The following is a 26,811-nucleotide window of genomic DNA, read 5'->3' as shown; positions in this document are numbered from 1 at the left end:
CTATCATTTTATTATATTAATACTACTAGTTATAGTAGTAAAAAGTTTACTTTGTGTAAAATCATTTGAGTATGAAAAAGTAGTTATGGAATTTTACTAAAATGATAGAGGTTTTATTTTGTTAATCAGTAAACAAAATGTGGAATGAGGTAGTAAATTGAACAGTAATGAAAAATTATCTTTGAATAAAGGGATGGTAAGACCAGAGAATATTGGACCTACTTTTCCGGTTCTTCCGCCAATTTATATTCCAACAGGAGCAACAGGAGCAACAGGAGCAACAGGAGCAACAGGGGCAACAGGAGTAACGGGAGTAACAGGAGCAACAGGAGCAACAGGAGTAACAGGAGTAACAGGGGCAACAGGAGCAACAGGTCCAACTGGAGTTATTGGCCCCATAACAACAACTAATTTATTATTTTACACTTTTTCAGATGGAGAAAAACTTATATATACAGATTCAGATGGGCTAGCTCAATATGGTACAACTCACATATTATCTCCTGATGAGGTTTCGTACATTAATCTGTTTATTAATGGAATACTTCAACCACAACCATTATATCAGGTTAGTACTGGTCAGCTAACTTTATTAGATAATCAACCACCATCACAAGGTTCTTCAATTATTTTACAATTTATCATTATTAATTAAAAAAGACAGATTCTTAAATAAAAAGGATCTGTCTTTTTGCTCTACACTAAAGTAGTTAAAACTAAGTGACGATAAATTCAATTGTAATTGGAATTCCGCCGTCTAATGCATCTCCGCCAGGAATTGTAATAGCACCAGTAGGTCCAGTAGTAACACTGGAGTTCACACTAGGTTGAAGAATGCCGTTTACATATAAGTTATAATACGTAAAAGTCGGAAAAGCAGTTGCAGTAGTACCAGCATCGTTTAAACAAGCTGTAGCAGCAATTGCAAAAGCTGCACCAGTTCCGGTTCCAGCTCCTAGTGTAGATGTGAATCTTCTGGATGCCATAAATGGTTGAATAATTGGCAATTAATTTTCACTCCCTAAATTATTTTTTGAACAAAGTATGGGATAACTTGTCCAATATATTGTATGAAAGTTTTTGATAATAGAAACGGCTTCATGATAATAGAAGGAACACAATTTTAGTAAAGGTATTGTTGTTAATTGGTGGTTATATGACAATGTTTAGTTTTTATACTCAAGTTAAAATGTGCTTTTGAACCTAAGAGATAAACGTGGAAAAATAAAATAAACTCTTAAGTTTAGGTGTTTAATCTAAGCAGTCAATTATTAAAAACATATAATTAATATGTGAGTCATGAACATAATTAAATAACTTTTTAAAGTTTAATTATCATTCATGTTTCCTATTTTAAGTGAATTAAACCTATGCACAATTGTATAGCTCTTATAATAGGAAGACACTCAAATATAAAATAAGTAAGGAGGAAATAAATGTCACATAATAATTGTTTTGGTCATAATAACTGCAATAATCCGATTGTGTTCACTCCAGAATGTTGTAACAATCCACAAACAGTTCCAATTACTAGTGAGCAATTAGGTAGATTAATTACTTTACTAAACTCTTTAATTTCGGCAATTGCAGCGTTTTTTGCAAATCCAAGTGATGCAAACAGATTAGCTTTACTCAATTTGTTTACTCAGCTATTGAACTTACTAAATGAATTAGCACCTTCTCCAGAAGGAAATTTCTTAAAACAATTAATTCAAAGTATTATTAACTTACTACAATCTCCTAATCCAAATTTAGGTCAATTACTTTCTTTATTACAACAATTCTACAGTGCTCTTGCACCATTCTTCTTCTCATTAATTATTGACCCTGCAAGTTTACAACTTTTATTAAACTTATTAACTCAATTAATTGGTGCTACGCCAGGAGGCGGCCCAACAGGTCCAACAGGTCCAACAGGTCCAGGAGGAGGAGCAACAGGTCCAACAGGTCCAACAGGTCCAGGAGGAGGAGCAACAGGTCCAACAGGAGCAACAGGCCCAACAGGAGCAACAGGCCCGACAGGAGCGACAGGTCCAGCAGGTACTGGTGGCGCAACAGGTTTAACTGGTGCAACAGGCCCAACGGGAGCAACAGGTTTAACTGGTGCAACAGGCTTAACAGGCCCAACAGGAGCAACAGGCTTAACAGGTCCAACAGGAGCAACAGGCCCAACGGGAGCAACAGGTTTAACTGGTGCAACAGGCTTAACAGGAGCAACAGGAGCAACAGGTGGCGGAGCTATTATTCCATTCGCTTCGGGTACAACACCAGCTGCGTTAGTTAACGCATTAGTAGCAAATACAGGAACTCTTCTTGGATTTGGATTTAGTCAGCCTGGTGTAGCTTTAACGGGTGGAACTAGTATCACATTAGCGTTAGGCCTAGGTGATTATGCATTTGTAGCACCACGCGCAGGAACTATTACGTCATTAGCAGGTTTCTTTAGTGCAACAGCTGCATTATCTCCTTTATCACCTGTTCAAGTACAGATACAAATATTAACTGCACCTGCTGCAAGTAATACGTTTACAGTACAAGGCGCACCACTATTATTAACACCAGCATTTGCTGCGATAGCAATTGGTTCTACAGCATCAGGGATCATACCTGAAGCTATTCCAGTAGCAGCTGGGGATAAAATATTAGTATATGTTTCCTTAACAGCAGCAAGTCCAATAGCAGCAGTAGCTGGATTTGTAAGTGCAGGTATTAATATCGTCTAACTTGTAACAATGTCTGTTTGAAATGTGAACGGACACTTGTATATGGCCCTTCCTAATTTTATTAGGGAGGGCCATATTTTTGCGGGGAATAGGTAATAAATTAATTGGAAAAATATGATTTGTAATTTATGAAATAAGTTAATGAGCTTGCAATATTCCACATACATAATAAAGGCTGAACTCTATTAAAAATAGAATTCAGCCTTTCAATAAACTATATACTAGGGGAGTAAACAGTTTATTGTGAGTGATGAAATTTCATTGTCCAAATAAACTATTTGTTTTTATTACAGTTACATCCTTTTTTCTTTACATAGCCTTGCTCGGCTAAGTCTCTTTGTGATTGGGAATTGGAAGATTGAGAATTTGAGGATTGAGAGGATGCTGATGAACTACTATTTTTATTATGAGAGTAGTTTTTTCGGTAGTTATAATTACTCATAGTACTATCACCTCCAATTAAATATATAACTATTATATGTAGCTATTCTATTAATTGTTACGATAATAAATAGGAATGGGTATACAATAAAAAAATCTCCTACGTATTTTCCGAGGAGATAAATAATTGTCCTTTCATAATATAAATTAATATCCCCAGTAAAGAGGAAAATAATATGAATCTTGGTAATATAAATTTTGTTGTGGATTAGGAGGATGAGTTGCAGGGGGTATCGTTCCGCGGTTCTGATTACAATTTGCTGGAGGGCCAATTACTGTAGTGGATTGAATAGGGGATACCGCTTGTTTCCATTGTTGTCCATTGAGACAGTAAGTATGAGCCATTATATTAGCGGGGGTTAATCTTAAAATATCAGAACCAAAAATAACTTCTGGGGTTGGGGCGTCAAAAATAGCTAATAAATGAGTGTTATCTGCTGTAGCAATTTCGTAATGCCACCACGCTTGTGGAATGTTGGCAACTTGCCCCGGTTTTATTGGTAAGTTTAATATTTGATTTGTAAAAGGATTAAGTAAAGAAACAACCGCAGAGCCTGAAATGCAGTAAACAAGTTCAGCTGCATTTTGATGTATGTGAGGCTCTACAACATTTCCTGTACTTAAATAGATATCTAATAAAGAAGTGTTTTCTAACGTATTTAATTGTTTCACGCCAAGTACGTTTATATAATTTTGAGCATCTTTCTGAAAAAAATTACTTCTATTTAAATCATGAGTGAAGTTAGTTGAGGGGGAAGTGTAATCGATATTGGAAGTCAATTGTATTACCTGCCTTTCTATTAGTAAGTAAGGTTACAAAATTAGGATATGTGTCTAGTGTTTGTTATGTGCAGTTGTTGGTATCATAATAAATTTGCCTATCCCACACGAAATATGGGTTATTTAAGATAGTTTTTGCTGAAGAATTAATTGTGCTTTAGCGGTATTGGCATAATTGAGTCACTCTAATGCCAAGTTTTGTTTTAGACCAAAATGGATTTCTATGATGTCAAAATGAGATACCTTTGTTTTAAGTGGAACAGGTATAACATTTATTTTGCTTTTTTCATGTTATGTGTAATGTTTGGAAATGCAGAGAAAGTAAAATCAATAATTGTAGCACCATCTGGTAAATAAATAGGTTGTAAATCTGAAGTATAAGCCGTTATGGTATTTTCAAATAGTTCATACGATACTAGATTTTGGAACGCAATTGTATTTGTAGTTAATAAATTGTTATTCACAATTGTATCATTCATTAAAGTCCGATTGGTTCAACTAATAATCAGTGGGGGATGAAGAAAACACCCACTGATTACAGTTTCACTTTATATGGTGGTTAATCTTGAGAAACTTATGCATTTAGCATTTAAATGTAAAAATATAAAAAACGCATTTCTGAAGAAATGCGTTTTTTATTATTTTTCTAACATTTCAAGAGGTACGTCTTTTTCGCCGGCTACCTCAAATTTAATTTCCCCGTCTTCTTCATAAATACGTGAAATAATCGGTATAGTAATCATTAATTTTTTATGCTGCTTTCGCTTTCGAGCGGCATCTAAGCTAATCACGTTCATTATAAGCATCCTTTCTTCTAAAAATATATAAACAAAAGAAAATGCGTCCGGAAAGGGCGCTTAATTGAATTTGAAATACCGATTCATTTAAATGAGGTTTATATGATTTAACAACTGCAATTGAATTAAAAATAGTATGAATGGAATAATTGCACGTAGAAATTAACTTTACCAAAAAACGAAACAATATGCTATAAAAAATTTCAAATCTTTATCATATAACGAGAAAAAGGTTTTCGTTTCGCATATAATGAAAGTAGACGGGCAACGAGAGCTTTTTCATCATATTGCTGTGGAAAGGCGATGAAAAGAATGGATACGTTAGATTCATTATTATTTCAACTTGAACAATATGGAGAAGAGCATGATCGAAATAAAAAAACACGGGAAGAAAAATTACGGAATATTTCTCGTGAGATGGGGCAATTTTTATCAATTTTAGTAAAAGGGTGTAGTGCAAAAAACATTTTGGAAATTGGAACTTCTAATGGTTATTCTACATTGTGGTTAGCTAATGCAGTAGAAGAAACAAATGGAAATGTAACAACTGTAGAACTTTCTTCAGAACGAGTGGGAGAGGCACTTGCCAATTTTGAAAAGGCAAATCTTTTACAAAGGATTGATGTTCACAATCAAGAAGCAGGGGCATTTTTAGATTCACAACTAGATCATTCATTTGATTTTATTTTCCTAGATTCAGAGCGTACGCAATACATGTGGTGGCTGGAGCATATAAAACGCATTTTACAACCAAAAAGTCTTCTTGTTGTCGATAATGCTACTTCTCATGCGAGTGAATTAGCCGAGTTTATAAACATGATTGAAGAAGATGAAATGTTTGAAACGGTGTTATTGGCATTTCAAAATGGTGCATTTGTAGCGCGTAAGAAGAAATAGATTTTAGCGTAATATAATTACGCACATTGAAAAAGGGTGTATGTCAAAAGATTGAGTGCAGTAGTATGGGAAGGACGTAATTTATATACGTAACATACGAAGAATCCGCCTTCAGCATGTCGGTCTCTAGGTCTTAAGTCTGAGGAAAATTATGTTGTTTACAGGTATACTTATAGTAAGAAACAGGGAATGACTGCATAAGCAGGTATTTCTTGAAAATTGATTTCATATAGGCTGTTTGCAAATGAAATACAATATATTAGATGAAATATAGTGCACATAAATTCGCACATATAAATAAAGGAGCGATTTTGTTGACTGAACTCGAGAAAAAAGAACCCGTATCAATTGTGAAAGATAATAATGTAGAAGTAGTAGTTGATACAGTTATAAAAGATGAAGAACTTGATGAATTAAACAAAGAAGCCGATCTTTATGTACAAAAGTTGAATAGCGAGCAAAATACAGATTTATCGAAAGTATTGTCTCAGCTAGGAGATTTAGGGGATAAAGAACAGCAAGCAGCAGGACAAACGCTATCAGCATTAAAACGTCCTGTCACAGCGATGATGAATGGAAAGAATGAAGAAATTCCAAATACGTTGTTAGAATTACGCAAAGTAGTATCAGAGCTTGATCCAAATTCACTAAAAGCAAGTGGTATGAAGAAAATTATGTTTAAAGTATTCAAGAAAAATCCACTTGAAACATACGTGCATAAATATCAATCTATAGATAAGCAAATTGAGGAGATTATAAGATCACTTCTAATTGGTCGTGATAATTTACAAGAAGATACAGTTGGTCTTGAAATGCTTAAAGAGCAATCACACGATAAAATTCACGCGCTTGATAAGCAAGTATACTTAGGGAAAAAACTTGCTGGCATGCTGGAAGCTGAGAAACAAAATCCAGAACGTCAAAGGGATATTCCATTAATTAATGATGCATTAGAAAAGATTTTAGTGCGTACGCGCAATATGCAGCAAGCGAAAAGTGTGTTATTACAATCCATTGCATCTGTAGACATTATTAAGAAAAATAATGAAAAGTTAACAGAGGCAATTCGTAATGCAATTACGATGACGCAAAACGTTGTAACAGTTTCTGCTGCTATCCAGTTAGCATTAACAAATCAACGTAAAACAATTGATGCAGTGAATGCAACAAATGAAGCAATTGAGTCTATGGTATTAAGTAATTCTCAGGCATTAAAACAAAATACAGAAGAAACAACGAAATTACTTGAAAATCCTGCAATTAGCATGGATAAATTACGTGAATCATTCCAAAACGTATTTGCTGCAATTGAAGCTTCTGAAAAATCGTCAGAACGTATTATCGAGTCAAGTAAGAAGTTTGTTATTGAACTAGACACATTTAATGATGAAATGAAACAAAAACTCATTCAGCGCCCAAGAAAATAGCAGACTTTTAGAGGAGGTGAAAAAATGAGTTTCATTCAAACTGTATTATTACTACTCGGTACATTGTTTTTAATCGCATTTACTGTCGTTGTTTTAGTTGTATATTTCGGTCGTAAACTGTATTTTTCATGGACGAAGCCATATAAAAGAGCACACGATTCTTTAGATAAGTTATCGAATAAATCATTACCGTTTCTACAAGAATTTACACAACATCCACTCTTTTATCGCTGGATTCGTACTGAAGGAAAAAAAGAACAACATATATTAAACACGCTTTTCTGTGCATCGGGTCAACGTACGAGAGAGCAAGTATTCTCAATGTTACCGAAAGAAAAACAGAAAAAAGTACATGTAATGGCAAAAACGACGAAAAAGCTTACTAATGAAGATATTGATGTAGCAGCGATGAAAGTAAAAGATTTTTTAAGACAAGAAACGCAGCAAACAGTAAAACCGACAGATTTATCGTTTTATAAATTGTATTTTTATGATCGATATCCAGATGCATTAAATACAATTCAAGCGTATAAACGCTCAATAAATCCTTCATTACAACGAACGGTTGATGATATTACAATTTCAGTATTAAATGCTTTGCCATATTATCAAGAGCAACGTATGTTTGAACAGCAACATAAACTTGAAACGTTCTTAATGAAAGATTTAATAGCGATGCTATCGTTAGTCGTACAATTACCACCTTCACAACGGCCAGAAAAAGAAGAAGAATTAAAAATCTACTTGCAAAATTTCCAAAAAGAAATGGAAGAAGTAGAGCGAGATATTCGTGACTCGATTGATCACGATTTGAATGTGAAGATGAGAGCAGCGACTGAGAAGTTTAAGAATAAATAGAAGAAATCGCCTTAAAAGTTGAATGTTTCAGCTTTTAGGCGTTTTTTTTTGAATTGAGAGAGTTTAATCTTTTGTAAGATTGTATATACAAACGTTAATAAATGGTAAAATATAGAATGGTTTTTAGTACTTTGTGTAAACAATTATTATAAAAGGGGTATGGTATTGTGTTATTTGAGTTAGTCATACTATTTGTAATTCTATTTTTATTTCTTGGCTATCCTATTAGTAAAGCATGGAATAGTTTCCAAGGAGAGAAGGAAAATTCCTCAAGTATATTAAAGTTCGAGCCACAGGAAATATTATCAATATGTTTGAGTTATTTTATCTTTGGTTTAGGTATTATGTGGAATGCAAATGATGTAAGAGGAGGAATACCATTACATAAATTTGAAAAGAACGGAATGATGTCTGATCAATATGCTTCTTTAGCACATGACCACATTGCTATAGTGGTTCTCTTAGTTGTTTTAGGTGGAGTTTCTTATTGGAGATTAACAACAGGCTTAACAAAACTTTCACCAATATTTTATATTTTTTATAGTACTTTAATGATAATAAACATCGTATATACATTCATATATATTACCCATACAGGCTTTGTCTTTTATACAGAATTCGGAGGATTGAGATACATTCCAGTCTTTTGTATTCAAGTTGGGATGCTTGCATTTAGTCTATTATTCATAGCGAAATTAAGAGATTCATTAAGTTATTTCATACAGTCTCAGCATGAGAAAGATTATAAGCAGAGCAGCAGGATTATATTATATCTGCATCGTATTTCTTTTGGGTATCAAAAAATGGCTACAGTTTGGACTATAAGTTTATTTCCTATATTGTTAATTGTTCAATTTATTTTAATACTGTTTGGGCAAAAACCAGATAGTTTTATAAGAGTGTTTATGGAAACAAGTAGCTTTAATTATTCTAAGATTCCTGCTCCAAGTCCTCAAATTGTCTCCGGGGATGGGCATTATTTATGTACAGTTTCTGTGAAAGGGCATAAAAATATTGTTAAGCCGTTACGAGCAGGAATTAGGCATGGAGAAAGAATTACAGTTAATCGACAGTTATTAATTGCGAACGCCTTTGAAAATGTAATTGAGGATCGAGTACCAAAATGTCATAAGGTTATTCGTAATTTTTATGATAAATATGGTTATCCGATTAGTAAACATATTAATACGAAATGGTCGGCTGACTTTGTTTATATTTTAATGAAGCCACTAGAATGGTTCTTCTTATTTGTACTTTACACAGTAGATAAAAACCCTGAGAATAGAATTCATATTCAATATAGTGAACTACGAAAATAAAAGTAAGAGCCCGCATTCAAAAAATGCGAGCTCTTACTTTTATTTTGCTTGAATAGTAGATTTACTAGAAGCAACACTTTCATTATGCAATCGATCAACCGCAGTTACTACATACGTATATGTTTCTCCAGGAATAGCCGTTTTATCTACATAAATTTCTCCAGGCTTTGTCTTTCTTACAGTAGTAAGTAAATTTTTCGGATTTTCTATATTCACTTCACTTTTTCCATTCACGCGGTAAATAGCGTAATAAGCAGAATCATTCTCTCTATTATCAATGATACCTACAGCAACCCCTTCATCTCTTGGAATGGCACCTTTTAAAGTAGGTTTTTTTGGTGGTTCATGATCAAGCCAAGGCATAGGTGGGACTAATGCAGGATGTTTATATATGTCTTTTGAGAGTCTATCTTTCACTCCAAGTGGATTATTATTAATGTCTTTTAAGCTAAAATGCATACTACCTTTAATTTGAGGGTATAGCCGGTTTAATGCAATCTGTCTTGGATATTCTTCAGGATCAGACCAAGTGGGGACAGAATTATTATTAATTTTATAGGCTGCCTGACCAATGTATAGGTGGATTGGTTTATTATTTGTTTCTTTTACCCACCAATCTACTAATATGTCATACGCAGCAGGAGTAAAACCTATATTCCAATATATTTGCGGTGTGATGTAGTCAATGTAACCTTTTTGTATCCACTCACGTGTATCAGCATAAAGATCATCAAAGTTTCTTTGGCCGGCAGTTGTGTTAGAGCCAGTCGGATCATCAGCTATATTTCGCCATACGCCAAATGGGCTAATGCCAAACTTTACGTATGATTTTTCTTGTTTTATAGCAGTATTTAAATCTCTTACAAGTTCATTTACATTGTCACGTCGCCAATCTTCTATATTTGTAAATCTACCGTTATTATATAATTCGTACGTTTTTTGATCGGGGAATTGTTCACCCGCCACTTTATATGGATAAAAATAATCATCCATATGTAATGCATCAACATCGTAATTTTGTACGATTTCTAAAGCACCTTCAGTTATAAACTTTTTTACTTCTGGAATACCGGGGTTGTAATATAATTTTCCGCCATAAGGTACAACCCAATCCGGGTGCTGTCTTGCAGGGTGATTATTTGATAATCGATTTATATCAGTGTGATTCATCGTTATTCGGTATGGATTAATCCATGCGTGGAATTCTATATTTCTTTTATGTGCTTCTTCAATCATAAATGCTAGTGGGTCGTATCCGGGATCTTTTCCTTGTGTACCGGTAATATATTCAGACCAAGGGCCGTAATTGGAAGGATAAAAGGCATCAGCAGTTGGTTTTATTTGTACAATGACTGCATTCATACCAGTGTTTTTTGCATCGTCTAATAATTCAATAAATTCTTGTTTTTGATTTTCAATTGGTAAGCCAGTTTTTGAGGGCCAATCAATATTAAGAACAGATGCAATCCATACAGCACGTAATTCGTGTTTTTTGTACGTAGTAGTTACTTCAGCATAAGTAAAGTGAGGGGAAATGAAAGAGAAAGGGATGAACAAGATGACGATGCAACATATCATAAATAAACGTTTAACGATCATGTATACGCCTCCCTATCATATGATTATCTAAGATAATATACGAGGCAAGGTTGGCCTTGCAATAGAGAACATTGCATATTGAAACATTAATTTAATAGGAAAAATATTTTTACTGAAATTTACTTTCAGTATAACTAAATTCTTTTACTTCTTCATATGCTTGTTAGTAAAGTGAAACTTCCTTTCATTTGAAGGGTAGTAAAATATAAGTATAGGAGGATTCATAAATGAAGGTTTTGTTCGTTTGTTCTGGAGGAATGTCCAGTGCAATTGTTGTAAACGCTTTAAAAAAAGAGGCAGAGAAAAAGGGTATGAACATGGAAGTGCATGCGATTGGAACAAATGAGGTAGAGGAAGAAGTAAAGAATGGCTGGGACGTTGTAATGGTTGCACCTCAAGTCAGACATCGATTTGATTCTGTTAAAAAATTCGCAGAAGAGGAATCTATCCCGTGCGGTATTATACCGCCGCAAGCATACACGCCGCTTGGTGGACCAACTTTATTAAAAACTGTAAATGATTTAATTCGTTAGGGGGAAGCGTTATGAATAAGTTTGTCACGTTTCTTGATAAAAATTTATCTGGACCGATGGCAAGGCTTTCTGAACAAAGGCATTTACAAGCAATCCGTGATGGAGTTATTTCAGCATTACCGTTTATCATCGTAGGAAGTTTCTTTTTAATCGTAGCATTTCCACCACTACCGAAAGATAGCTTCATATCAGTTTGGGCATTAAAGAATCAAACAAGTATATTAATACCATATCGATTAACGATGTTTATTATGTCTTTATATATAGCATTCGGAATAGGATATAATTTAGCGAAAAGTTATAAGTTAGATGCTTTATCAGGGGCACAGCTTGCAGTATGTTCATTACTACTAACATTAACACCTGAATTAATTGATAAAAAAGGGTTCATGCTTCCGATGACCAATCTTGGAGGTCATGGATTATTCGTGACGATGATTGTTTCTATTTTATCAGTGGAGATATTAAGATTTTGTAAGAAGAAAAATGTAACGATTAAAATGCCAGAACAAGTACCACCATCGGTAGCACGTTCGTTTGAAGCACTTATACCTGCGGCTTTCGTTATTATTATTATGAGTCTTATTACTGTCGTTTTTAAAGTGGATGTACATTACGTTGTGGATAAATTAGCAGCACCGTTAGTTAAAGCTGGTGATAGTTACTTTGGCGTTATTATCCCTGTATTTTTAATTACATTTTTCTGGTCTTTCGGGATACACGGTGTATCTGTTGTAGGTACTGTCGCAAGGCCGCTTTGGGATGTGTATTTAGGGAAGAACGGTGAAGCTGTAGCAAGTGGGGCGAGTCATTTTCCATTCATTGCACCAGAGCCGTTTTATCAATGGTTTATTTGGATTGGTGGTTCGGGAGCAACATTAGGACTTGTATTAGCTATGATTGTATTTGGCCGATCAAAATATTCAAAAGCACTATCGAGAACTTGTATTGTGCCCGGCATTTTTAATATTAATGAACCGGTTATATTCGGTTTACCAATTGTCCTGAATCCAATCTTAATTATTCCATTTGTTATTACACCGTTAGTTACAGCTACTATAGCTTATTCTGCAACTGCAATGGGATTTGTAACGCCAACGCATATTATGCCGCCGTGGACCTTGCCAGCTCCAATTGGTGCATATTTAGCTACAGGAGGAGATTGGCGTGCAGTTGTATTAGTATTAATAAATATAGCAATATCATTTCTTATTTATTTACCATTCTTTAAAATGTACGACAAAAATATGCTTGAAATTGAAAAGAATGGAGACGGAGAATCTGTTAATTCGTAGGCTTCATACTCTATTTATGAGTGATAGGCATTCTGTCTATCACTTCTTTTACATGAAGTTCAGAGAGGATGAATTGGAATGAATATAAAATTTAGTTATAAAGGTGTATTTTTATTACTATTTGGAGTGATATGTGCAAATTTTCTTTTTGTACCTTTATTAAGAATGCTACATCTATCACAAATGCATAGTATATGGCTCGTTACAAGTATTGCGGCAAGTATCTTGCTTACAATAGTTGTTTCTTTTATTGATGGATCGTTTGCATCAAAAGCTCAGTTATTTTTTAGATTTATAATATTTTCAATCGGTTGTACGTTTGTAACTTACATGATTGTTTTTTAATAAAGAGGAGGTCATGCATGTTATGTATGTTGCAGGGGTAATGTCCGGTACTTCGTTAGACGGAATAGATGTAGCGCTCATTCACATTGAGGGAAGCGGTGTAGGTTCTAAAGTTGAACTCATCCATTTTACTACTGTGCCATTTAGTAATGATATAAAAAATGAGATCCAGCAGGCATTATCAATAGAAAATTCAAGTGTACAACTTATATGCAGCTTAAATTTCAAACTCGGTTTATGCTTTGCCAACGCTGTAAAAGAAGTTTGTAAAGAGGCCAATTTTCCTTTGGGACAATTAGATTTAATTGGTTCTCACGGACAAACGATTTATCATCAGCCAAAGCAAGAAGGGAATATTATTTCTTCAACATTGCAAATTGGGGAACCATCAGTTATAGCGTATGAAACGAATATAACGGTTATTTCTAATTTTCGAACGATGGATATGGCAGCTGGGGGACAAGGTGCACCACTTGTACCATATTCAGAGATTATTTTATATCGTCATCCAACTAAAAATAGACTACTACAAAATATTGGTGGGATTGGTAATGTTACAGTAATACCAAGTCAAAAAAGTGATCAGAAAGTTATAGCTTTTGATACTGGTCCGGGGAATATGACAATTGATGAAGTATGTCAAAGGTTATTTCAGTTGCCATATGATCAAAATGGTGAAATTGCAGAACAGGGTGAAGTTATTGATGAAATTTTGACATATTGTATGAACCATCCATTTTTGAAAATGAATCCACCGAAATCAACTGGTAGAGAACAGTTTGGTGAAGAATTTGTAAGTCAGTTATTGAAGCGGTATGAAAAGCATAGTAAGGAAAATATATTAACGAGTGTCACGATGTTTACAGCAAGTTCAATTGTTCATCAATATAAGGAGTTTATTTTGCCGTCTTATGAAATCGATGAGGTGATTTTAGGTGGTGGCGGCAGTTATAATCGTACACTTGTTGAAATGATCCGAAATGGATTGAAGGAAGAAAAATGTGGAATCTTTATTCAAGAAGATTTAGGCTATTCTTCCGCAGCGAAAGAAGCAATCGCCTTTGCAATTTTAGCAAACGAAACATATCATCGCAATCCGAGTAATGTGCCAAGCGCAACAGGTGCAAAGAAATCTGTAGTTTTAGGGAATGTAACGTACCCTTCAATATGAAGAAAATGAGGAGAACGTATATGAAGTATATGATTGGAGTAGATGGCGGGGGAACGAAGACAGAAGCAATTGCATTTGATAAAGACGGAAATGAACTTGTAAGAGCTACCAGTGGTTTTGGAAACATATTAATAGATTTTGAAGAAGCTCTTGTGCATATTATGGAAGCGATTGATCAATGCCAGAAAGGTGTATTAAATGGGCATTGCGTTTGTATTTGTTTAGGATTAGCGGGTGTAAACGACGCAAATACAAATGAATTAACATTACGTTTAAAACAGAATTACGGAACACAAATTGAAGTTTTTAATGATGCAATAATTGCACATGCAGCTGCTTTAAACGGGAAGGATGGAATTTTAACGATTGGTGGCACAGGCGCGATTTGTCTAGGGAGAAAAGGAGAAGTATACGAGTATAGCGGCGGATGGGGACATATTTTAGGAGATGAAGGAAGCGGATATTGGATTGCATTACAAGGTTTAAAGAGAATGGCAAATCACTTTGATCAAGGAGTTCCACTTTGTCAATTAAGCTTAAGGATTCAAGATGAGTTTCAACTATTAGCATCGTCTCATATAAAAAGACTAGTTTATAGTTCTTCAAAAGATAAAGTTGCAGCAATTACACCACTCGTTATTCGGGAAGCTAGAAATGGAAATGATGTTGCACATGAAATTATGATGCAAGCTGGAAAGGAATTAGCAAGGATTACGGTAGATGTTTATAAGAAGATGCAGTTTGATGTGTCAGCTTCAATTGCAGTAAGTGGAAGCATATTGCGTTTCGTTCCTGAAATATATGCTGAATTTAAGAAATGTTGTGAGAAGAGCATAGGAGAAGCTAATTTTGTATCACAATCAGAACAAGCAGTGAAAGGAACATATTATTTAATGAAAAATATATATTTTTAAAAATAGCTGTATGAGAAATTTTGTATGATTTGTAAAAATATGATGTTAAAATATATAAAGGGATGTAGATAAAAAAGTACAATATACATAGTTTTTGAATATTGTATAAGTACTCCTACGTAGAAAGTGAATGATTATATGATTAATAGTATGCAGTTTTTGTATTTGGTCGCTTCTTATTTATTTGGAAACATATTGACTGCTTATATAGTAACGAAATGGAGACATGACGTTGATATTCGGAATGAAGGAAGCGGAAATCCCGGCGCAAGAAATATGGGACGTGTATATGGAAAAGGGTATTTTATCGTTACATTTTTAGGTGATGCAATTAAAGGGGCAATCGTAGTTTCTATTGCAGAATACCTTTTTGGAGATTCTACATTTGTAATGTTAGCTTTACTAGCTGTTTTACTTGGACATATTTATCCAATTGTATTTAAAGGCAAGGGTGGAAAAGGCATATCAACTTTTATTGGAGGATTAATCGCATTTGATTACTTGATAGCGCTTACCCTTGTTGCTGTTTTCATTATATTTTATTTAATCTTTAAAGGATTTACTAAGCCAGGGTTAATTACAATTGCTTGTTTACCAGTTTGCATGATTTTGTATTCTTATTCTATTGTTACGACTATTTTAAGTGCTCTTATCATTGTGCTTATTTTATATGTAAATCGAGACTGAAACGAACTTTTAATAAGTGGAGGAAATCTCCACTTATAATTTTTATCAAACACATAAAGGAGATAAGGCATGGGGTTAATTTATAAAGTTGCTGATCAAGATTGGGAATTTGAACGTATACATAAATTGAATTATAAAACATTTGTAGAAGAAATTCCGCAACATGAAGAAACGAAAGATCGTGTTCGTATAGATCGGTTTCATGATGAAAATACATATTTAATTTGTTTAGATGAAGATAAGTTAGTAGGTATGGTTGCATTGCGAGGAAAACGACCATTCTCGTTAGATTATAAAATTTCAAATTTAGATTTTTATTTGCAAGAACATGGAGAAAACGTGTATGAAATTCGTTTACTTTCAGTAGAACGTGAATATCGAAATGGAAGAGCATTGTTAGGATTAATTCGCTTTTTACATCGTTATTTGCTTCTAAACGGATATGAATTGGCACTCATTTCTGCGACAACACGTGAACTACCTTTATATGAGCAAATGGGGTTCAAATCTTTCCATACGTTAGTTGGTACAGAAGAAGCAGCCTTTCAGCCAATGTATGTTACTCCTGCTATGTTTGAAGAGTCGAGTGTTGGGGGGATTATGACGAAAGAATATACATTTTTACCTGGTCCAGTAGATATTGAAGAGAATGTTCGAAAGGCTTTTTCTACTAAGCCGATTTCACATCGTTCTAAGTCATTTCATGTGACGATGGAAAATGTGAAAAAACGTTTACTACAAATGACAAAAGCAAAACGTGTGCAAATCATGTTAGGAACAGGGACGTTAGCAAATGATGCCATCGCTTTACAGTTACGCTCTTTAAAAGGAAATGGACTAGTATTAACGAATGGGGAATTTGGCAATAGATTAGTTAGACACGCAACACGCGCGCAATTACATTTTGATACGTATAAAAAGGAAATGGGACAACCATTTATTTCTACAGAATTAGAACAAATAATGGAAGCTGGAAATTATGAGTGGCTTTGGTTTGTTCACCATGAAACATCTACCGGAATGTTAAATGATTTAGACGAGTTAAATGCATTATGTGAAAAGTATAAAGTGAAACTATGTGTAGATTGTATTAGCTCAATTGGAGCGATACCGATAGATTTAAAGGGTGTATATTTTGCGAGTGGCGTTAGCGGAAAGGCAATTAAATCGTTTACTGGATTATCTTTCGTTTTTTATAATCACAATGTAAAAGTAAGCGAGACATTACCGGCCTATATGGACATTGGTATGTACGAAGAAAATGAAAGTATTCCGTATTCACATTCATGGAATTTAATTTATGCATTGCAAGAAGCGCTGAAGAGATTTGAAGATGAAAAAGCATTTGTAAAAATTAAAGAGACATATGATTATATGGAAGAAGCTATAACTAGTAGGGGGTTAAAACTTGTTTCACCTAAAGAACATGCCGCACCAATTATACTTACGATTCAATTAAATGGAGGTCTTTCTTCTAAAGCGGTCGGTGATGCGTTAGCGTTACAAGGATATATAGTCCATTATGAATCAGCGTATTTACAAATGAATAATTGGATTCAAATTGCATGCTTAAATCATTACAAAGAACGTGATATGAAAAGGATGATAAATTGTTTGCAAATATATGTATTACAAAGTGGGGTTCATATATAAAGAATGGTCTTTAACATAGATGTTTTCGTATAAAGGAGCTGCGACTTACGAAAACTTAGGAAGAGAACATTGGAAGAGGTGTTAGTATGATAACTAAAAAACTACCATTGCATATAGACGATATTAAAAAAGCTCAAAGTATTCTGGATAGAAATGCTCGTAAAACGCCATTAGTAAAATCATTTTACTTGACTAGTAAAACGGGTGGAGAAATTCACTTGAAATTAGAAAATATGCAATTAACAGGTTCGTTTAAATTCCGTGGTGCGTTTAACAAAATGTCACAGCTTACAGATCAAGAAAAAGAAAGAGGAGTAATTGCTTGTTCTGCTGGTAATCATGCGCAAGGAATTGCTTTATCTGCTCATTTACTTGGTATTAAGAGTAAAATTGTTATGCCGATTTCTGCACCGCAGGCGAAAGTTGATGCGACTAAAGGATATGGATCTGAAGTAGTTTTACATGGTGAAACCTTTGATGATGCGAAGGCAAAATGTGAGGAGATTATTAGGGAAACAGGTGAAACATACTTACACCCGTATGACGATGTAGAAGTAATGGCTGGTCAAGGTACAATAGGATTAGATATTCTTGACGATATGTGGGATGTTGATACAATAATTGTTCCTATTGGCGGAGGTGGAATTATTTCTGGTATTGCTGTTGCATTGAAATCTTTTAATCCATCAATCAATATAATTGGTGTACAAGCAGAAAATGTTCATGGGATGAAGGCATCTTATGATAAAGGTACAATAGTAGAACATTATGAGGCACCTACTATTGCAGATGGTTGCGCAGTTAAAATACCAGGGGAACTAACATTTGAAATTGTAAAAGAATTAGTAGATGATATTGTAACAGTATCAGAAAAAGAGCTAGAAGTAGCGATGAAAGACTTATTACAGCGTGGTAAAGCTGTTGTAGAAGGTGCAGGCGCTTTAGCTACTGCTGCTCTACTTGCAGGGAAAGTGGATACATATATTAAAGAGAAAAAAGTAGTAGCGGTTATATCTGGTGGGAACGTAGACTTACAGCGTATTTCGAGTGTTTGTGAGCAATTTTTTGTAGCGAATGAAGTGAAATAGTATTTATACAAAATAAATTTTATGAAAGCAGAGCTAAGACAACTAATCTTAGCTCTTACTTTTTGTCTAATGTATAGTGAATTATTATATGTAATCGTCTATTTTCAAAGATAACTCAAATAATTATATCAACATTGTCGAAACGGAAACAGAAATTTTATATAATGGTTTTAACGTGCTAATGAGCGGTTAGGAGGGTAGGTCATGAATAAAGAAGAACAGGTTATGAATGGTTTCAGGGAATTATATAATAAGCTAGTTTGGCTTAATAAAGATAAGATGGAAGAAGGTCTTAAAGGTTTTAAGTCTTCTGAAGTACATTGCATTGAATATATTGAAAACAATGCAGATTCTAACGTGACACAACTTGCGGAGGCTTTTTATGTGACTCGCGGTGCAATAAGTAGAATGACTAAGAAGCTCATACAAAAAGGCCTTATTGAAAGCTATCAAAAGTCGGAAAATAAAAAAGAAATTTATTTTAGGCTTACTGAACAAGGGAAAGAAATTTATAAAATCCATGAAGACTTGCACAAAGAGTTTCAAGAGCGGGATAAAGTCGTATTTGAGCAAGTAACTGAAGAAGAATTCGACAGTATAATTAGCTTTGTGGAAAAATATAGTAAGCATTTGGATACGGAAATAAAGAAACAAGGTATACATATTAAATCGTAATACACTTTAATAATAAAATGGCAGCCTTACTTTAATGAGAATAGGCTGCTTTTTTATTAATGTATTTTTGTTGACGATTCAACAAAATAGAGTTATTGTTTTGTTGACAAAGCAACGAAATTTAAGGAGGAGAAGTTAAATGTCTATTTTAAAATCACAAAATGAAAGCGAAACTGAAAAAAACATTGATAAACATGCTTTAATATTCGGCCTTATTTCTGTATTTCTTTGTGGTATAGGTTTCAGTATCATCATGCCTGTAGTCCCATTCTTAGTGCAGCCATATACAAGTAATCCGGAAGAACAAGCGTTAGTTGTTACACTACTAACCTCAGTTTATGCAGCCTGCGTATTTTTGGCTGCTCCTGTACTCGGAGCTTTGAGCGATAAATATGGTCGTCGTCCATTACTTTTAATATGTTTATTTGGCTCTGTAATAGGATACTTAGTTTTCGGGATAGGGGGAGCTTTATGGGTACTATTTGCTGGACGCATAATAGAAGGTATAACAGGCGGTAGCATAAGCACTATCTTTGCATATTTTGCAGACATCATTCCTCCAGAACAGAGAACGAAATACTTTGGATGGGTGAGTGCAGTTGTAGGTGCGGGAACTATCATTGGTCCAACTCTTGGGGGCTTACTTGCAAAGTTTGGTCATTCTGTACCTTTATATTTTGGGGCGCTCATAACTTTATTAAATGTTTTATATGGGATGAAATATATGCCTGAGAGTCTTGACAAAAATAATAGATTAAAAGAAATTACTTTTGTAAGGTTGAATCCTTTTGCGCAGCTAGCAAACATACTTTCCATGAAAAACTTAAAATGGTTACTTGTCTCAGCGTTTTTACTATGGATACCTAACGGATCTTTACAAGCAATTTTCACTCAATTTACGATGGATACTTTTAGTTGGCAGCCTGTATTAATCGGACTTATGTTTTCAATTATGGGTTTTCAAGACATCATTTCACAAGCTTTTATAATGCCAAAACTTTTAATCAAGCTTAGTGATAAACAAATAGCGATACTTGGGATGGTTTCGGAGATTATTGGCTACAGTTTTATTGCAGCATCTGCTTTGTTTTCCTTATATCCACTTCTAATCGTTGGGATGTTACTGTTTGGTTTTGGTGATTCAATTTTCGGGCCTTCATTCAATGGGATGCTCTCAAAGTCTGTCAGTTCTAGTGAACAAGGAAGGATACAAGGTGGTAGCCAATCTATTCAAGCTTTAGCAAGAATGATTGGTCCAATTATTGGCGGACAAATCTATGTATCACTTGGTCATGCAGCTCCTGCTTTTATGGGGGTGATCCTTATAGTAGTGGCAATAGCAGTATTGTATAGGGGTACGCATGTAACTGCATAAAAACAAATAATAGGGTGTCGGAACTTAAGAGTAAGTGCTGGGCACCCTAATTGTCTAAGACTAGAGAGTTAAGAGAATTTCTGTTGTTTCTGAAAGGGTTTACCCTGTAAAAGCGCAATTGAGCAGGATAATATTCAGTGGGGTGTATAGAGTTTACCGTAATTAAAGATTGGCTTTAGTTAAAACTACAAAAGCTAGGTAAATGACTAGATAGCTTAATTAAGCTTGTGCTGAAGCAAATAATGATTCCATTTTTATTCTACTCTTTTCACGAATTTCACTGTCAGCATGGCGCATTACAAATTTATGCGCTATAGCGATTGCTAAAACATCATCTAATAAGCCAATCCCAATAATAGCAGCTATATCTGGAATGAAGTCGATTGTTAGCACGTAATAGGATAAAGCGGCTAATATGATAAATTTCGCTTTAGTAGGTAGCTCTTTTTTTCTCATTGTGTAGTATAAAATAATACTTTCATATACGCTTGATTTCCCAAGATTTGTTGAGCTTTTCTTGAATTTTTTCCAAAGTGTCTGTTTCTCCATATAAACACTCCTTTTACAAAAAATAGATTTTTTAAAAGGATAGACAAAGAAGTGAGGAAATAATCAATTGTATTGGTTTTCTTATTGTATATTTCCATAAAAATAAGGAATTACCTGTTCAAAATAATAGAATGTTGGTTATGTAACGACTTACAGTGTTTCGTTACATAAGTATGTACAGTAAAATGTATGTGGATGATTTATATATTATTAAACATTTAATAACGGGTATGGGGGGAAGAAAAATGAAGATAATAGAGCTACCAATTGAATTTGAATTTAATGGAGCAAAACAATGTATATATCCGAGTTTAATTGTGATAAACAATGAATTAACTTTAGTAGATACAGGTTATATAAATTTTTTACCATTAATTGAAAATGCAATATTAAAACAGGGGTATGAGATGAAAAACTTAAAATATATAATTATTACTCATTATGATGACGATCATATAGGATCTTTATATGATTTCAAAGTGAAATATCCTCACATTAATATTATTGCTAGTGAAATTGAATCTAACTACATTAATGGTGATATAAAATCAGAGAGATTAGTTCAAGCTGAAGACATGTTACAACGTATGCCAAATGAAGAGAAAGAATTTGGTGAGTGGTTTATACAACAAATAAAAAATATAAGACATATTTCTGTCGATGAAAAAGTACATGATGGTCAAATGATTTTGAATGATGAATGTAAAATAATAGCAACGCCAGGACATACTTCAGGGCATATTTCATTATATTTTCCAAACTTAAATTGTGTAATTACAGGTGATGCGGCCGTTCAAGAGAATCGTGAGTTAGTAATAGCTAATCCGAATTTTTGTTTAGATATAGAAAAAGCAGAAGAATCCTTAAATAGGATTAAAAACCTTAAAGCAGCAATGTATTATTGTTATCATGGAGGAAAACTCGTTATATAAAATAATAAAAAACCGATCTTTCCCATATCGAAAAGATCGGTTTTTTAATTCATAGATTCAGCAATGCTTATCAAATCAGTAACATTGTATTTTCTTTTTATGTATAGTTTGTTACCAATTGCAATTGTATATTGAAAACCATTCTTCTGAAAGATAAGCTCATATGCTAAATCAAAATGAGGATTATATAATGCTTTTATATTATTTTTTAAACTGTAGAACTTAGCTCCCCTATGTACATATAGGCCTAATTTGTTTTTTACTGGTGAAACAGTGATTTAAAAAATCCCATTAATATCTTCATTGTAGTATTGGAGGTTTAAGTAATCGTTATAGATGTAACCTTGGAATTCGTGAATTTCGAACGGGAATTTTGTAGGAGTAAGTATATGTTCCCTATACTTCATTTCATATTCTTTTACGATAGTAGCTTCTTTCATAAGTGGATTGGTACCATCATAAATTTGATTAATTCGAGATATTTTATTATTTTTTGTTACTATTTCTAAAACGCAACCGATAGTAAATTCATCATTAGTGTCTTTGAAATAAGAAATAAAAATTGTAGTATCCTCTTTTGGAGATGGTACGATTTTAATTTCATGAATTTGTTTATTTGTTTGGAAAGTAGGTAGTTCAACCCCGTCTGTTACATATGACTGCATTAATTTTATATCATTTTTGAGTAAAGCTTGTTTAAATTCACTTATCACATTTGTTTGAGATTTTGCCATAATAATTGTGGTCGATTGAAAATATAGTAAGAAAAATATACAAAATATCTTTATGAATGTAGTGGTCAATTTCATCACCCTTTAACTATGTTTCCGTAAATTTGAAATATATATGTATAGGAGGGGAGAAGATGAGTTTATTGCTTGATATAATAATGGATATAATTTTATTTTATCCTCGAAATGACATGAAATTAAAACATCATATTGCTAAATTAAGCGAATTTGAGTGGTTTCGAAAGCTACACGAAGATACAAAGTATACAAAATTAATTTGGAGTAATAGAAAAATTAAGAAGTTCATTTTGTCTTCTACTAACATGGAAGCATTAATAAAATCTGAGAAAAAACAAAAAGAATTTGTCCAACTAGTACACGATGAATATAAAAAAAGAAGATAAGAATTTTTTTATTTTTCATATTTGGCGAAACAAATGGTACAATGAAAGCTAATGTGAAAAATAAGGAAAAGAAGTGGTCTATTTGAAAAATTTTTTAGAATTAGGAATTAGTGAAACTTTTAATCATACATTACGTGAAAATGGAATTACAGAAGCAACACCAATTCAAGAGAAGGCAATTCCTGTTATTATGTCAGGTAAAGATATTATTGGGCAAGCAAAAACAGGAACGGGTAAAACGTTAGCATTCGTGTTACCGATTTTAGAAAAAATCGATCCAGAGTGTAGTGATGTTCAGGCTTTAATTGTTGCACCAACAAGGGAACTAGCACTGCAAATTACAACTGAAATTAAAAAAATGCTTGTTCAAAGAGAAGATATTAATGTACTAGCGATTTATGGCGGGCAAGATGTAGCACAACAATTGAGAAAATTAAAAGGCAATACACATATTGTTGTTGCGACACCAGGACGCTTATTAGATCATATACGTCGTGAAACAATTGATTTAAGTAATCTTTCAACGATTGTACTAGATGAAGCGGATCAAATGCTTTATTTCGGTTTCTTATACGATATTGAAGATATTTTAGATGAGACACCTGGTAGTAAACAAACGATGTTATTCTCAGCAACGATGCCAAAAGATATTAAAAAATTGGCGAAACGTTATATGGATGAGCCGCAAATGATTCAAGTACAAAGTGAAGAAGTAACGGTAAATACAATTGAGCAGCGTGTCATTGAGACGACAGATCGTGCAAAGCCAGACGCACTTCGTTTTGTTATGGACCGTGATCAGCCATTTTTAGCTGTTATTTTCTGTCGTACAAAGGTTAGAGCAAGTAAGCTGTATGATAATTTAAAAGGACTAGGGTATAATTGTGCTGAACTTCATGGTGATATACCTCAAGCGAAACGTGAAAGAGTTATGAAGAGTTTCCGCGAAGCAAAAATTCAGTACTTAATCGCAACAGATGTAGCAGCTCGTGGACTTGATGTAGATGGTGTAACGCACGTATTTAACTTTGATATCCCTGAAGATGTAGAAAGTTATATTCACCGCATTGGCCGAACAGGACGTGCAGGTGGATCAGGTCTTGCAATTACGTTCGTTGCAGCGAAAGATGAAAAACATTTAGAAGAAATTGAAAAAACGCTTGGTGCACCACTGCAAAGAGAAATAATCGAACAACCGATGATAAAACATTTTGATGAAAATGGAAAACCGGTACCAAAGCCGGCTCCGAAGAAATCAGGCGAGTATCGTCAAAGAGATAGCCGTGAAGGTTCAAGAAGTGATTCAAGACGTGGTTCGAGAAATGGCTCAAGAAGTGATTCAAGAAATGAAAACAACCGATCATTTAATAAGCCAAGTAATAAAAAAGGTAGTACAAAGCAAGGTCAGCAAAGACGTGGCCGTTAAGTAGTTATAATTGTAAAGAGTCGCAAAATATTGTGGCTCTTTTTTTGTTTGTATAGAACAAGGATGATGACAAGAAAAAAACAAAAATTTCATTCACCGTATTTAAAACTTATATAGGAAATTTTATAACCCAAAACCAGTAGAACAAGGGTATTACAACCATGTCGTAATTCAAGAACAAGTGCAACTTACATATAAACAATATTTAATCGAAAAAAATCGAGAGAAAGCAATTCGTACTAGCTCCTCTGATGATGATACGAATTATGAAAAAATCAATTGGTATAACGATACGAAAATATCTTTTGCTAATAAAGAATTGGATGATTTGGTGAAAAATTTATAACACATTCAAACGATACGGGAATGTTATACTAGAGTAAAAAGAGAACAGAAATTATTATGTCTACTATTTCAGTAGACCACTTTGGTTGAAAGAAAAGGTATTTAAGTGAGCGAGTATTTTCATTACACATTCCGCAATTATCGAAATGGAACAAGAGAAGTTTATGAAGGATTTAACTCGTATGGGGGTACGAACGTTGGAAACTGAAAAACTAATTTGTTAGTTTTGTTCAATGAGGAACTCGAGAAGCACAACTGCCATTCTTATTGGGAAATTGCTTACTTACGACCATGAAGGTAATGTAGTGTGAAACTACCAGAATGGAAAGTGATATAAGAAAAAAGGACTAGCAGTCGTACCTGCTGTCCTTTAATAGGAGAAAAAGTAATCTTGTTTAGAACTACGCATAAACAGAAAATCTGCTTGTAATTAGTTTTACCCTAAATATAAGTGTCTATACAAAAAAAGGGATAAGTAAAAAATACTTATCCCCGGAAGGGAAATCCCAAGCACCAAAATGGCTCGTATTGGTCTGCAGGTTCAAAAGTAGTATATGTAAAATGAAAAATCTCATACAAAAAGCAGACAACGATTTTTGTTGTCTGCCAGTGAGTTCAATGAGTTAGCTAATTGTGATAAATTGCATCCCTATTACGAGAAGAGTGAAGCTGCTAGTTCGAACAGCTTGTTGGTATTATTTTCGATTTCTAAAAAAATATACCGCAGAAGTAGATAAGTGAAGGACCTACCTGCTTCTGCGGTAACAAAAGAAAGAAGTATTAGCCGTGGACACGGTGGCTTGAAAATAGTATGTATTTTTATTTGGAAAATATTCAGGGGGTGAAGAAACATGGAATGTTTAATAAATGGTGTTTGCGAAATTAATCAACTAATTAGTAAAACAAAGTAGAAAAAGAATGAGCAAATGTAACAATAAAAAGGTAAATGTTCAAAAGAGTGATGAGTATAAAGTAAAACAGAATAGCTATATTAAAGCTTGATTTTCATAAAAAATAAAGCACACATATAAGTGTGCTCTTATGAACGCTTTAGATTTGTGTGACTACATAGTCACCATACAATAAAATATGCTTGTTTGATATAAATGTGTGTCAAATCTATAACATATATTTTGGGGTGTATAAGGAATATTAAATGTTAATTAGCCAAGCATATTGTTTTTATTAACGAATTTGTGCAACTGTTAAAGCGGCAGAACGAATATCTACTGTACCAATTACTTCAACGGGTACAATTTGAATTAAATCACCAGGGTTTAAGTTTATTAGAATGACACCGCTGGATACATCTACTTCACCAGTGCCAATGATATTAGAACGGACTGCGGTTCCTGATCCTGCAATAATATTAGTTGATGAGTTTAGTGTTAAGAAAAAGCGCGCTGCTTCCGGGGCTACTGGAACATTATCGAGGCTGATTGTTAATGTATAACTGATTTGATAAATACCAGCTACTTGAATTCTAATACCAGTTCCTGTACTAATTGTATCATTGATTACAGGGACAGTAATGTTTGGATTTGGGCCCGTACTAGGTAGTAGTAGTGGCGTGAATAGTGTGGCAAATTGAGGTGAAGTAGCATTAAAAGCAAAACCGAGAGCTGGTAGTGTACTGGGGGCTTGTGCTCTACAATTAAAGTTTGTGAGCTTACGACTAGATGATCGCATATTTTCACTCCTTTCTTTCATTTAGATTGCGTGAGTAACAACCTCACGTTTTGGACAAGCACAATACAATATATGAAAATTTATAGTGAATAGTGCAGAAGTGTACTGTTATGGGTAACACTAATTGCCTATTGTACAAAGGAGATACTACGCTTACA

At 33.9% G+C, this 26,811-nt stretch carries 25 protein-coding genes and 2 pseudogenes; 19 read left to right on the top strand and 8 right to left on the bottom strand.

Translation table 11 applies throughout. The annotated features are described in order from the left end of the window. Nucleotides 1-157: 157 nt before the first annotated feature. Nucleotides 158-655 carry a DUF4183 domain-containing protein gene (locus ACTFRN_RS21815; RefSeq protein ID WP_254231436.1) on the top strand — a complete coding sequence of 166 codons (498 nt, stop codon included), beginning with the start codon at nt 158-160 and terminating at the stop codon, nt 653-655. A 61-nt stretch (nt 656-716) separates the two neighbouring features. Here the strand turns inward: ACTFRN_RS21815 and ACTFRN_RS21810 are convergent, their stop codons facing one another. Beyond that, entirely contained in the window at nt 717-1,007 is a 291-nt protein-coding gene (locus ACTFRN_RS21810) for a DUF4183 domain-containing protein (RefSeq protein ID WP_001121647.1), read from the bottom strand. A 429-nt stretch (nt 1,008-1,436) separates the two neighbouring features. Between ACTFRN_RS21810 and ACTFRN_RS21805 the strand changes: the two genes are divergently transcribed. Then, the gene (locus ACTFRN_RS21805; protein ID WP_000019174.1) at nt 1,437-2,723 is read left to right on the top strand and encodes an exosporium glycoprotein BclB-related protein; all 1,287 of its coding nucleotides are present in this window, start codon (nt 1,437-1,439) and stop codon (nt 2,721-2,723) included. A 588-nt stretch (nt 2,724-3,311) separates the two neighbouring features. Here the strand turns inward: ACTFRN_RS21805 and ACTFRN_RS21800 are convergent. From ACTFRN_RS21800 to ACTFRN_RS21790, 3 genes and pseudogenes are all read right to left on the bottom strand, one after another. Further along, nucleotides 3,312-3,944 (bottom strand): cupin domain-containing protein, encoded by a 633-nt coding sequence (locus tag ACTFRN_RS21800; RefSeq protein ID WP_049114026.1) that lies wholly within the window; start codon nt 3,942-3,944, stop codon nt 3,312-3,314. A 180-nt stretch (nt 3,945-4,124) separates the two neighbouring features. Continuing rightward, nucleotides 4,125-4,426: pseudogene (locus ACTFRN_RS21795) on the bottom strand (TGS domain-containing protein); the annotation flags it as partial. A 156-nt stretch (nt 4,427-4,582) separates the two neighbouring features. After that, nucleotides 4,583-4,741, bottom strand: coding sequence for a hypothetical protein (locus ACTFRN_RS21790; protein ID WP_001100983.1), 159 nt, complete (start codon nt 4,739-4,741; stop codon nt 4,583-4,585). Between the two features lie 303 nt (nt 4,742-5,044). Between ACTFRN_RS21790 and ACTFRN_RS21785 the strand changes: the two genes are divergently transcribed. From ACTFRN_RS21785 to ACTFRN_RS21770, 4 genes are all read left to right on the top strand, one after another. Continuing rightward, nucleotides 5,045-5,638 carry an O-methyltransferase gene (locus ACTFRN_RS21785; RefSeq protein WP_014893748.1) on the top strand — a complete coding sequence of 198 codons (594 nt, stop codon included), beginning with the start codon at nt 5,045-5,047 and terminating at the stop codon, nt 5,636-5,638. Between the two features lie 314 nt (nt 5,639-5,952). Further along, on the top strand, nt 5,953-7,065 hold the full coding sequence (locus ACTFRN_RS21780; protein WP_000137402.1) for a toxic anion resistance protein: 1,113 nt from the start codon (nt 5,953-5,955) through the stop codon (nt 7,063-7,065). A 24-nt stretch (nt 7,066-7,089) separates the two neighbouring features. Further along, the gene (locus ACTFRN_RS21775; RefSeq protein WP_000008359.1) at nt 7,090-7,923 is read left to right on the top strand and encodes a DUF3974 domain-containing protein; all 834 of its coding nucleotides are present in this window, start codon (nt 7,090-7,092) and stop codon (nt 7,921-7,923) included. A 167-nt stretch (nt 7,924-8,090) separates the two neighbouring features. Then, a complete protein-coding gene (locus tag ACTFRN_RS21770) occupies nt 8,091-9,242 on the top strand; it encodes a DUF6688 domain-containing protein (RefSeq protein ID WP_049113985.1) in 1,152 nt (383 codons plus the stop codon). 39 nt (nt 9,243-9,281) lie between these two features. Here ACTFRN_RS21770 and ACTFRN_RS21765 read toward each other — a convergent pair whose 3' ends face one another. Next, nucleotides 9,282-10,841, bottom strand: coding sequence for a glycoside hydrolase family 10 protein (locus tag ACTFRN_RS21765; RefSeq protein ID WP_049113984.1), 1,560 nt, complete (start codon nt 10,839-10,841; stop codon nt 9,282-9,284). A gap of 227 nt (nt 10,842-11,068) precedes the next feature. Between ACTFRN_RS21765 and ACTFRN_RS21760 the strand changes: the two genes are divergently transcribed. From ACTFRN_RS21760 to ACTFRN_RS21715, 10 genes are all read left to right on the top strand, one after another. Then, the gene (locus ACTFRN_RS21760; RefSeq protein WP_000865887.1) at nt 11,069-11,374 is read left to right on the top strand and encodes a PTS sugar transporter subunit IIB; all 306 of its coding nucleotides are present in this window, start codon (nt 11,069-11,071) and stop codon (nt 11,372-11,374) included. A gap of 11 nt (nt 11,375-11,385) precedes the next feature. Continuing rightward, nucleotides 11,386-12,669, top strand: coding sequence for a PTS sugar transporter subunit IIC (locus ACTFRN_RS21755; protein ID WP_048524829.1), 1,284 nt, complete (start codon nt 11,386-11,388; stop codon nt 12,667-12,669). Nucleotides 12,670-12,747: 78 nt separating this feature from the next. After that, nucleotides 12,748-13,014 carry a hypothetical protein gene (locus ACTFRN_RS21750; protein ID WP_074568134.1) on the top strand — a complete coding sequence of 89 codons (267 nt, stop codon included), beginning with the start codon at nt 12,748-12,750 and terminating at the stop codon, nt 13,012-13,014. A gap of 22 nt (nt 13,015-13,036) precedes the next feature. Further along, nucleotides 13,037-14,185, top strand: a complete 1,149-nt coding sequence (anmK, locus tag ACTFRN_RS21745; RefSeq protein ID WP_074568133.1) for an anhydro-N-acetylmuramic acid kinase AnmK — start codon at nt 13,037-13,039, stop codon at nt 14,183-14,185. A 20-nt stretch (nt 14,186-14,205) separates the two neighbouring features. Further along, nucleotides 14,206-15,099 (top strand): BadF/BadG/BcrA/BcrD ATPase family protein, encoded by an 894-nt coding sequence (locus ACTFRN_RS21740; RefSeq protein ID WP_074568132.1) that lies wholly within the window; start codon nt 14,206-14,208, stop codon nt 15,097-15,099. Nucleotides 15,100-15,237: 138 nt separating this feature from the next. After that, nucleotides 15,238-15,786: a glycerol-3-phosphate 1-O-acyltransferase PlsY gene (gene plsY / locus ACTFRN_RS21735; protein ID WP_000610849.1), complete on the top strand. Its 549-nt coding sequence runs from the start codon at nt 15,238-15,240 to the stop codon at nt 15,784-15,786. Between the two features lie 69 nt (nt 15,787-15,855). Next, on the top strand, nt 15,856-17,439 hold the full coding sequence (locus ACTFRN_RS21730; RefSeq protein ID WP_074568131.1) for an aminotransferase class V-fold PLP-dependent enzyme: 1,584 nt from the start codon (nt 15,856-15,858) through the stop codon (nt 17,437-17,439). 86 nt (nt 17,440-17,525) lie between these two features. Further along, nucleotides 17,526-18,527 (top strand): bifunctional threonine ammonia-lyase/L-serine ammonia-lyase TdcB, encoded by a 1,002-nt coding sequence (tdcB, locus tag ACTFRN_RS21725; RefSeq protein WP_074568130.1) that lies wholly within the window; start codon nt 17,526-17,528, stop codon nt 18,525-18,527. Nucleotides 18,528-18,731: 204 nt separating this feature from the next. Then, nucleotides 18,732-19,202, top strand: a complete 471-nt coding sequence (locus tag ACTFRN_RS21720) for a MarR family transcriptional regulator (RefSeq protein WP_001030899.1) — start codon at nt 18,732-18,734, stop codon at nt 19,200-19,202. A gap of 139 nt (nt 19,203-19,341) precedes the next feature. Further along, nucleotides 19,342-20,577 (top strand): MFS transporter, encoded by a 1,236-nt coding sequence (locus ACTFRN_RS21715; RefSeq protein WP_074568129.1) that lies wholly within the window; start codon nt 19,342-19,344, stop codon nt 20,575-20,577. A 219-nt stretch (nt 20,578-20,796) separates the two neighbouring features. Here ACTFRN_RS21715 and ACTFRN_RS21710 read toward each other — a convergent pair whose 3' ends face one another. Beyond that, nucleotides 20,797-21,126, bottom strand: a complete 330-nt coding sequence (locus ACTFRN_RS21710; protein ID WP_074568128.1) for a YkvA family protein — start codon at nt 21,124-21,126, stop codon at nt 20,797-20,799. 245 nt (nt 21,127-21,371) lie between these two features. Here ACTFRN_RS21710 and ACTFRN_RS21705 point away from each other — a divergent pair, with 245 nt between their 5' ends. Continuing rightward, complete coding sequence (locus tag ACTFRN_RS21705; protein ID WP_014893746.1) at nt 21,372-22,058, top strand: MBL fold metallo-hydrolase; 687 nt, start codon at nt 21,372-21,374, stop codon at nt 22,056-22,058. 44 nt (nt 22,059-22,102) lie between these two features. On the opposite strand, the pseudogene ACTFRN_RS21700 reads toward ACTFRN_RS21705, so the two are convergent. Beyond that, nucleotides 22,103-22,792 (bottom strand): annotated as a pseudogene (locus ACTFRN_RS21700) (hypothetical protein). Nucleotides 22,793-22,923: 131 nt separating this feature from the next. Here ACTFRN_RS21700 and ACTFRN_RS21695 point away from each other — a divergent pair. Then, complete coding sequence (locus tag ACTFRN_RS21695; protein WP_014893745.1) at nt 22,924-23,193, top strand: hypothetical protein; 270 nt, start codon at nt 22,924-22,926, stop codon at nt 23,191-23,193. Between the two features lie 73 nt (nt 23,194-23,266). Then, the gene (locus tag ACTFRN_RS21690; RefSeq protein ID WP_074568127.1) at nt 23,267-24,619 is read left to right on the top strand and encodes a DEAD/DEAH box helicase; all 1,353 of its coding nucleotides are present in this window, start codon (nt 23,267-23,269) and stop codon (nt 24,617-24,619) included. 1,530 nt (nt 24,620-26,149) lie between these two features. Here ACTFRN_RS21690 and exsF read toward each other — a convergent pair. After that, nucleotides 26,150-26,653: an exosporium protein ExsF gene (gene exsF / locus ACTFRN_RS21685; RefSeq protein ID WP_001257912.1), complete on the bottom strand. Its 504-nt coding sequence runs from the start codon at nt 26,651-26,653 to the stop codon at nt 26,150-26,152. Nucleotides 26,654-26,811: the final 158 nt, after the last annotated feature.

Source organism: Bacillus cereus group sp. MYBK245-2, assembly GCF_051916145.1.
Lineage (GTDB): Bacteria > Bacillota > Bacilli > Bacillales > Bacillaceae_G > Bacillus_A > Bacillus_A pacificus.
Note: the sequence above shows the minus strand (reverse complement) of the source record. Positions and strands in the feature narration are given on the sequence as shown.

What these genes read in the sequence shown, in the direction of transcription:
- ACTFRN_RS21805 (WP_000019174.1), top strand. Translation starts at nt 1,437, where the DNA reads ATGTCACATAATAATTGTTTTGGTCATAATAACTGCAATAATCCGATT.
- ACTFRN_RS21790 (WP_001100983.1), bottom strand. Translation starts at nt 4,741, where the DNA reads ATGAACGTGATTAGCTTAGATGCCGCTCGAAAGCGAAAGCAGCATAAA.
- ACTFRN_RS21785 (WP_014893748.1), top strand. Translation starts at nt 5,045, where the DNA reads ATGAAAAGAATGGATACGTTAGATTCATTATTATTTCAACTTGAACAA.
- ACTFRN_RS21775 (WP_000008359.1), top strand. Translation starts at nt 7,090, where the DNA reads ATGAGTTTCATTCAAACTGTATTATTACTACTCGGTACATTGTTTTTA.
- ACTFRN_RS21765 (WP_049113984.1), bottom strand. Translation starts at nt 10,841, where the DNA reads ATGATCGTTAAACGTTTATTTATGATATGTTGCATCGTCATCTTGTTC.
- ACTFRN_RS21760 (WP_000865887.1), top strand. Translation starts at nt 11,069, where the DNA reads ATGAAGGTTTTGTTCGTTTGTTCTGGAGGAATGTCCAGTGCAATTGTT.
- ACTFRN_RS21755 (WP_048524829.1), top strand. Translation starts at nt 11,386, where the DNA reads ATGAATAAGTTTGTCACGTTTCTTGATAAAAATTTATCTGGACCGATG.
- ACTFRN_RS21750 (WP_074568134.1), top strand. Translation starts at nt 12,748, where the DNA reads ATGAATATAAAATTTAGTTATAAAGGTGTATTTTTATTACTATTTGGA.
- anmK (WP_074568133.1), top strand. Translation starts at nt 13,037, where the DNA reads ATGTATGTTGCAGGGGTAATGTCCGGTACTTCGTTAGACGGAATAGAT.
- ACTFRN_RS21740 (WP_074568132.1), top strand. Translation starts at nt 14,206, where the DNA reads ATGAAGTATATGATTGGAGTAGATGGCGGGGGAACGAAGACAGAAGCA.
- plsY (WP_000610849.1), top strand. Translation starts at nt 15,238, where the DNA reads ATGATTAATAGTATGCAGTTTTTGTATTTGGTCGCTTCTTATTTATTT.
- ACTFRN_RS21730 (WP_074568131.1), top strand. Translation starts at nt 15,856, where the DNA reads ATGGGGTTAATTTATAAAGTTGCTGATCAAGATTGGGAATTTGAACGT.
- tdcB (WP_074568130.1), top strand. Translation starts at nt 17,526, where the DNA reads ATGATAACTAAAAAACTACCATTGCATATAGACGATATTAAAAAAGCT.
- ACTFRN_RS21720 (WP_001030899.1), top strand. Translation starts at nt 18,732, where the DNA reads ATGAATAAAGAAGAACAGGTTATGAATGGTTTCAGGGAATTATATAAT.
- ACTFRN_RS21715 (WP_074568129.1), top strand. Translation starts at nt 19,342, where the DNA reads ATGTCTATTTTAAAATCACAAAATGAAAGCGAAACTGAAAAAAACATT.
- ACTFRN_RS21710 (WP_074568128.1), bottom strand. Translation starts at nt 21,126, where the DNA reads ATGGAGAAACAGACACTTTGGAAAAAATTCAAGAAAAGCTCAACAAAT.
- ACTFRN_RS21705 (WP_014893746.1), top strand. Translation starts at nt 21,372, where the DNA reads ATGAAGATAATAGAGCTACCAATTGAATTTGAATTTAATGGAGCAAAA.
- ACTFRN_RS21695 (WP_014893745.1), top strand. Translation starts at nt 22,924, where the DNA reads ATGAGTTTATTGCTTGATATAATAATGGATATAATTTTATTTTATCCT.
- exsF (WP_001257912.1), bottom strand. Translation starts at nt 26,653, where the DNA reads ATGCGATCATCTAGTCGTAAGCTCACAAACTTTAATTGTAGAGCACAA.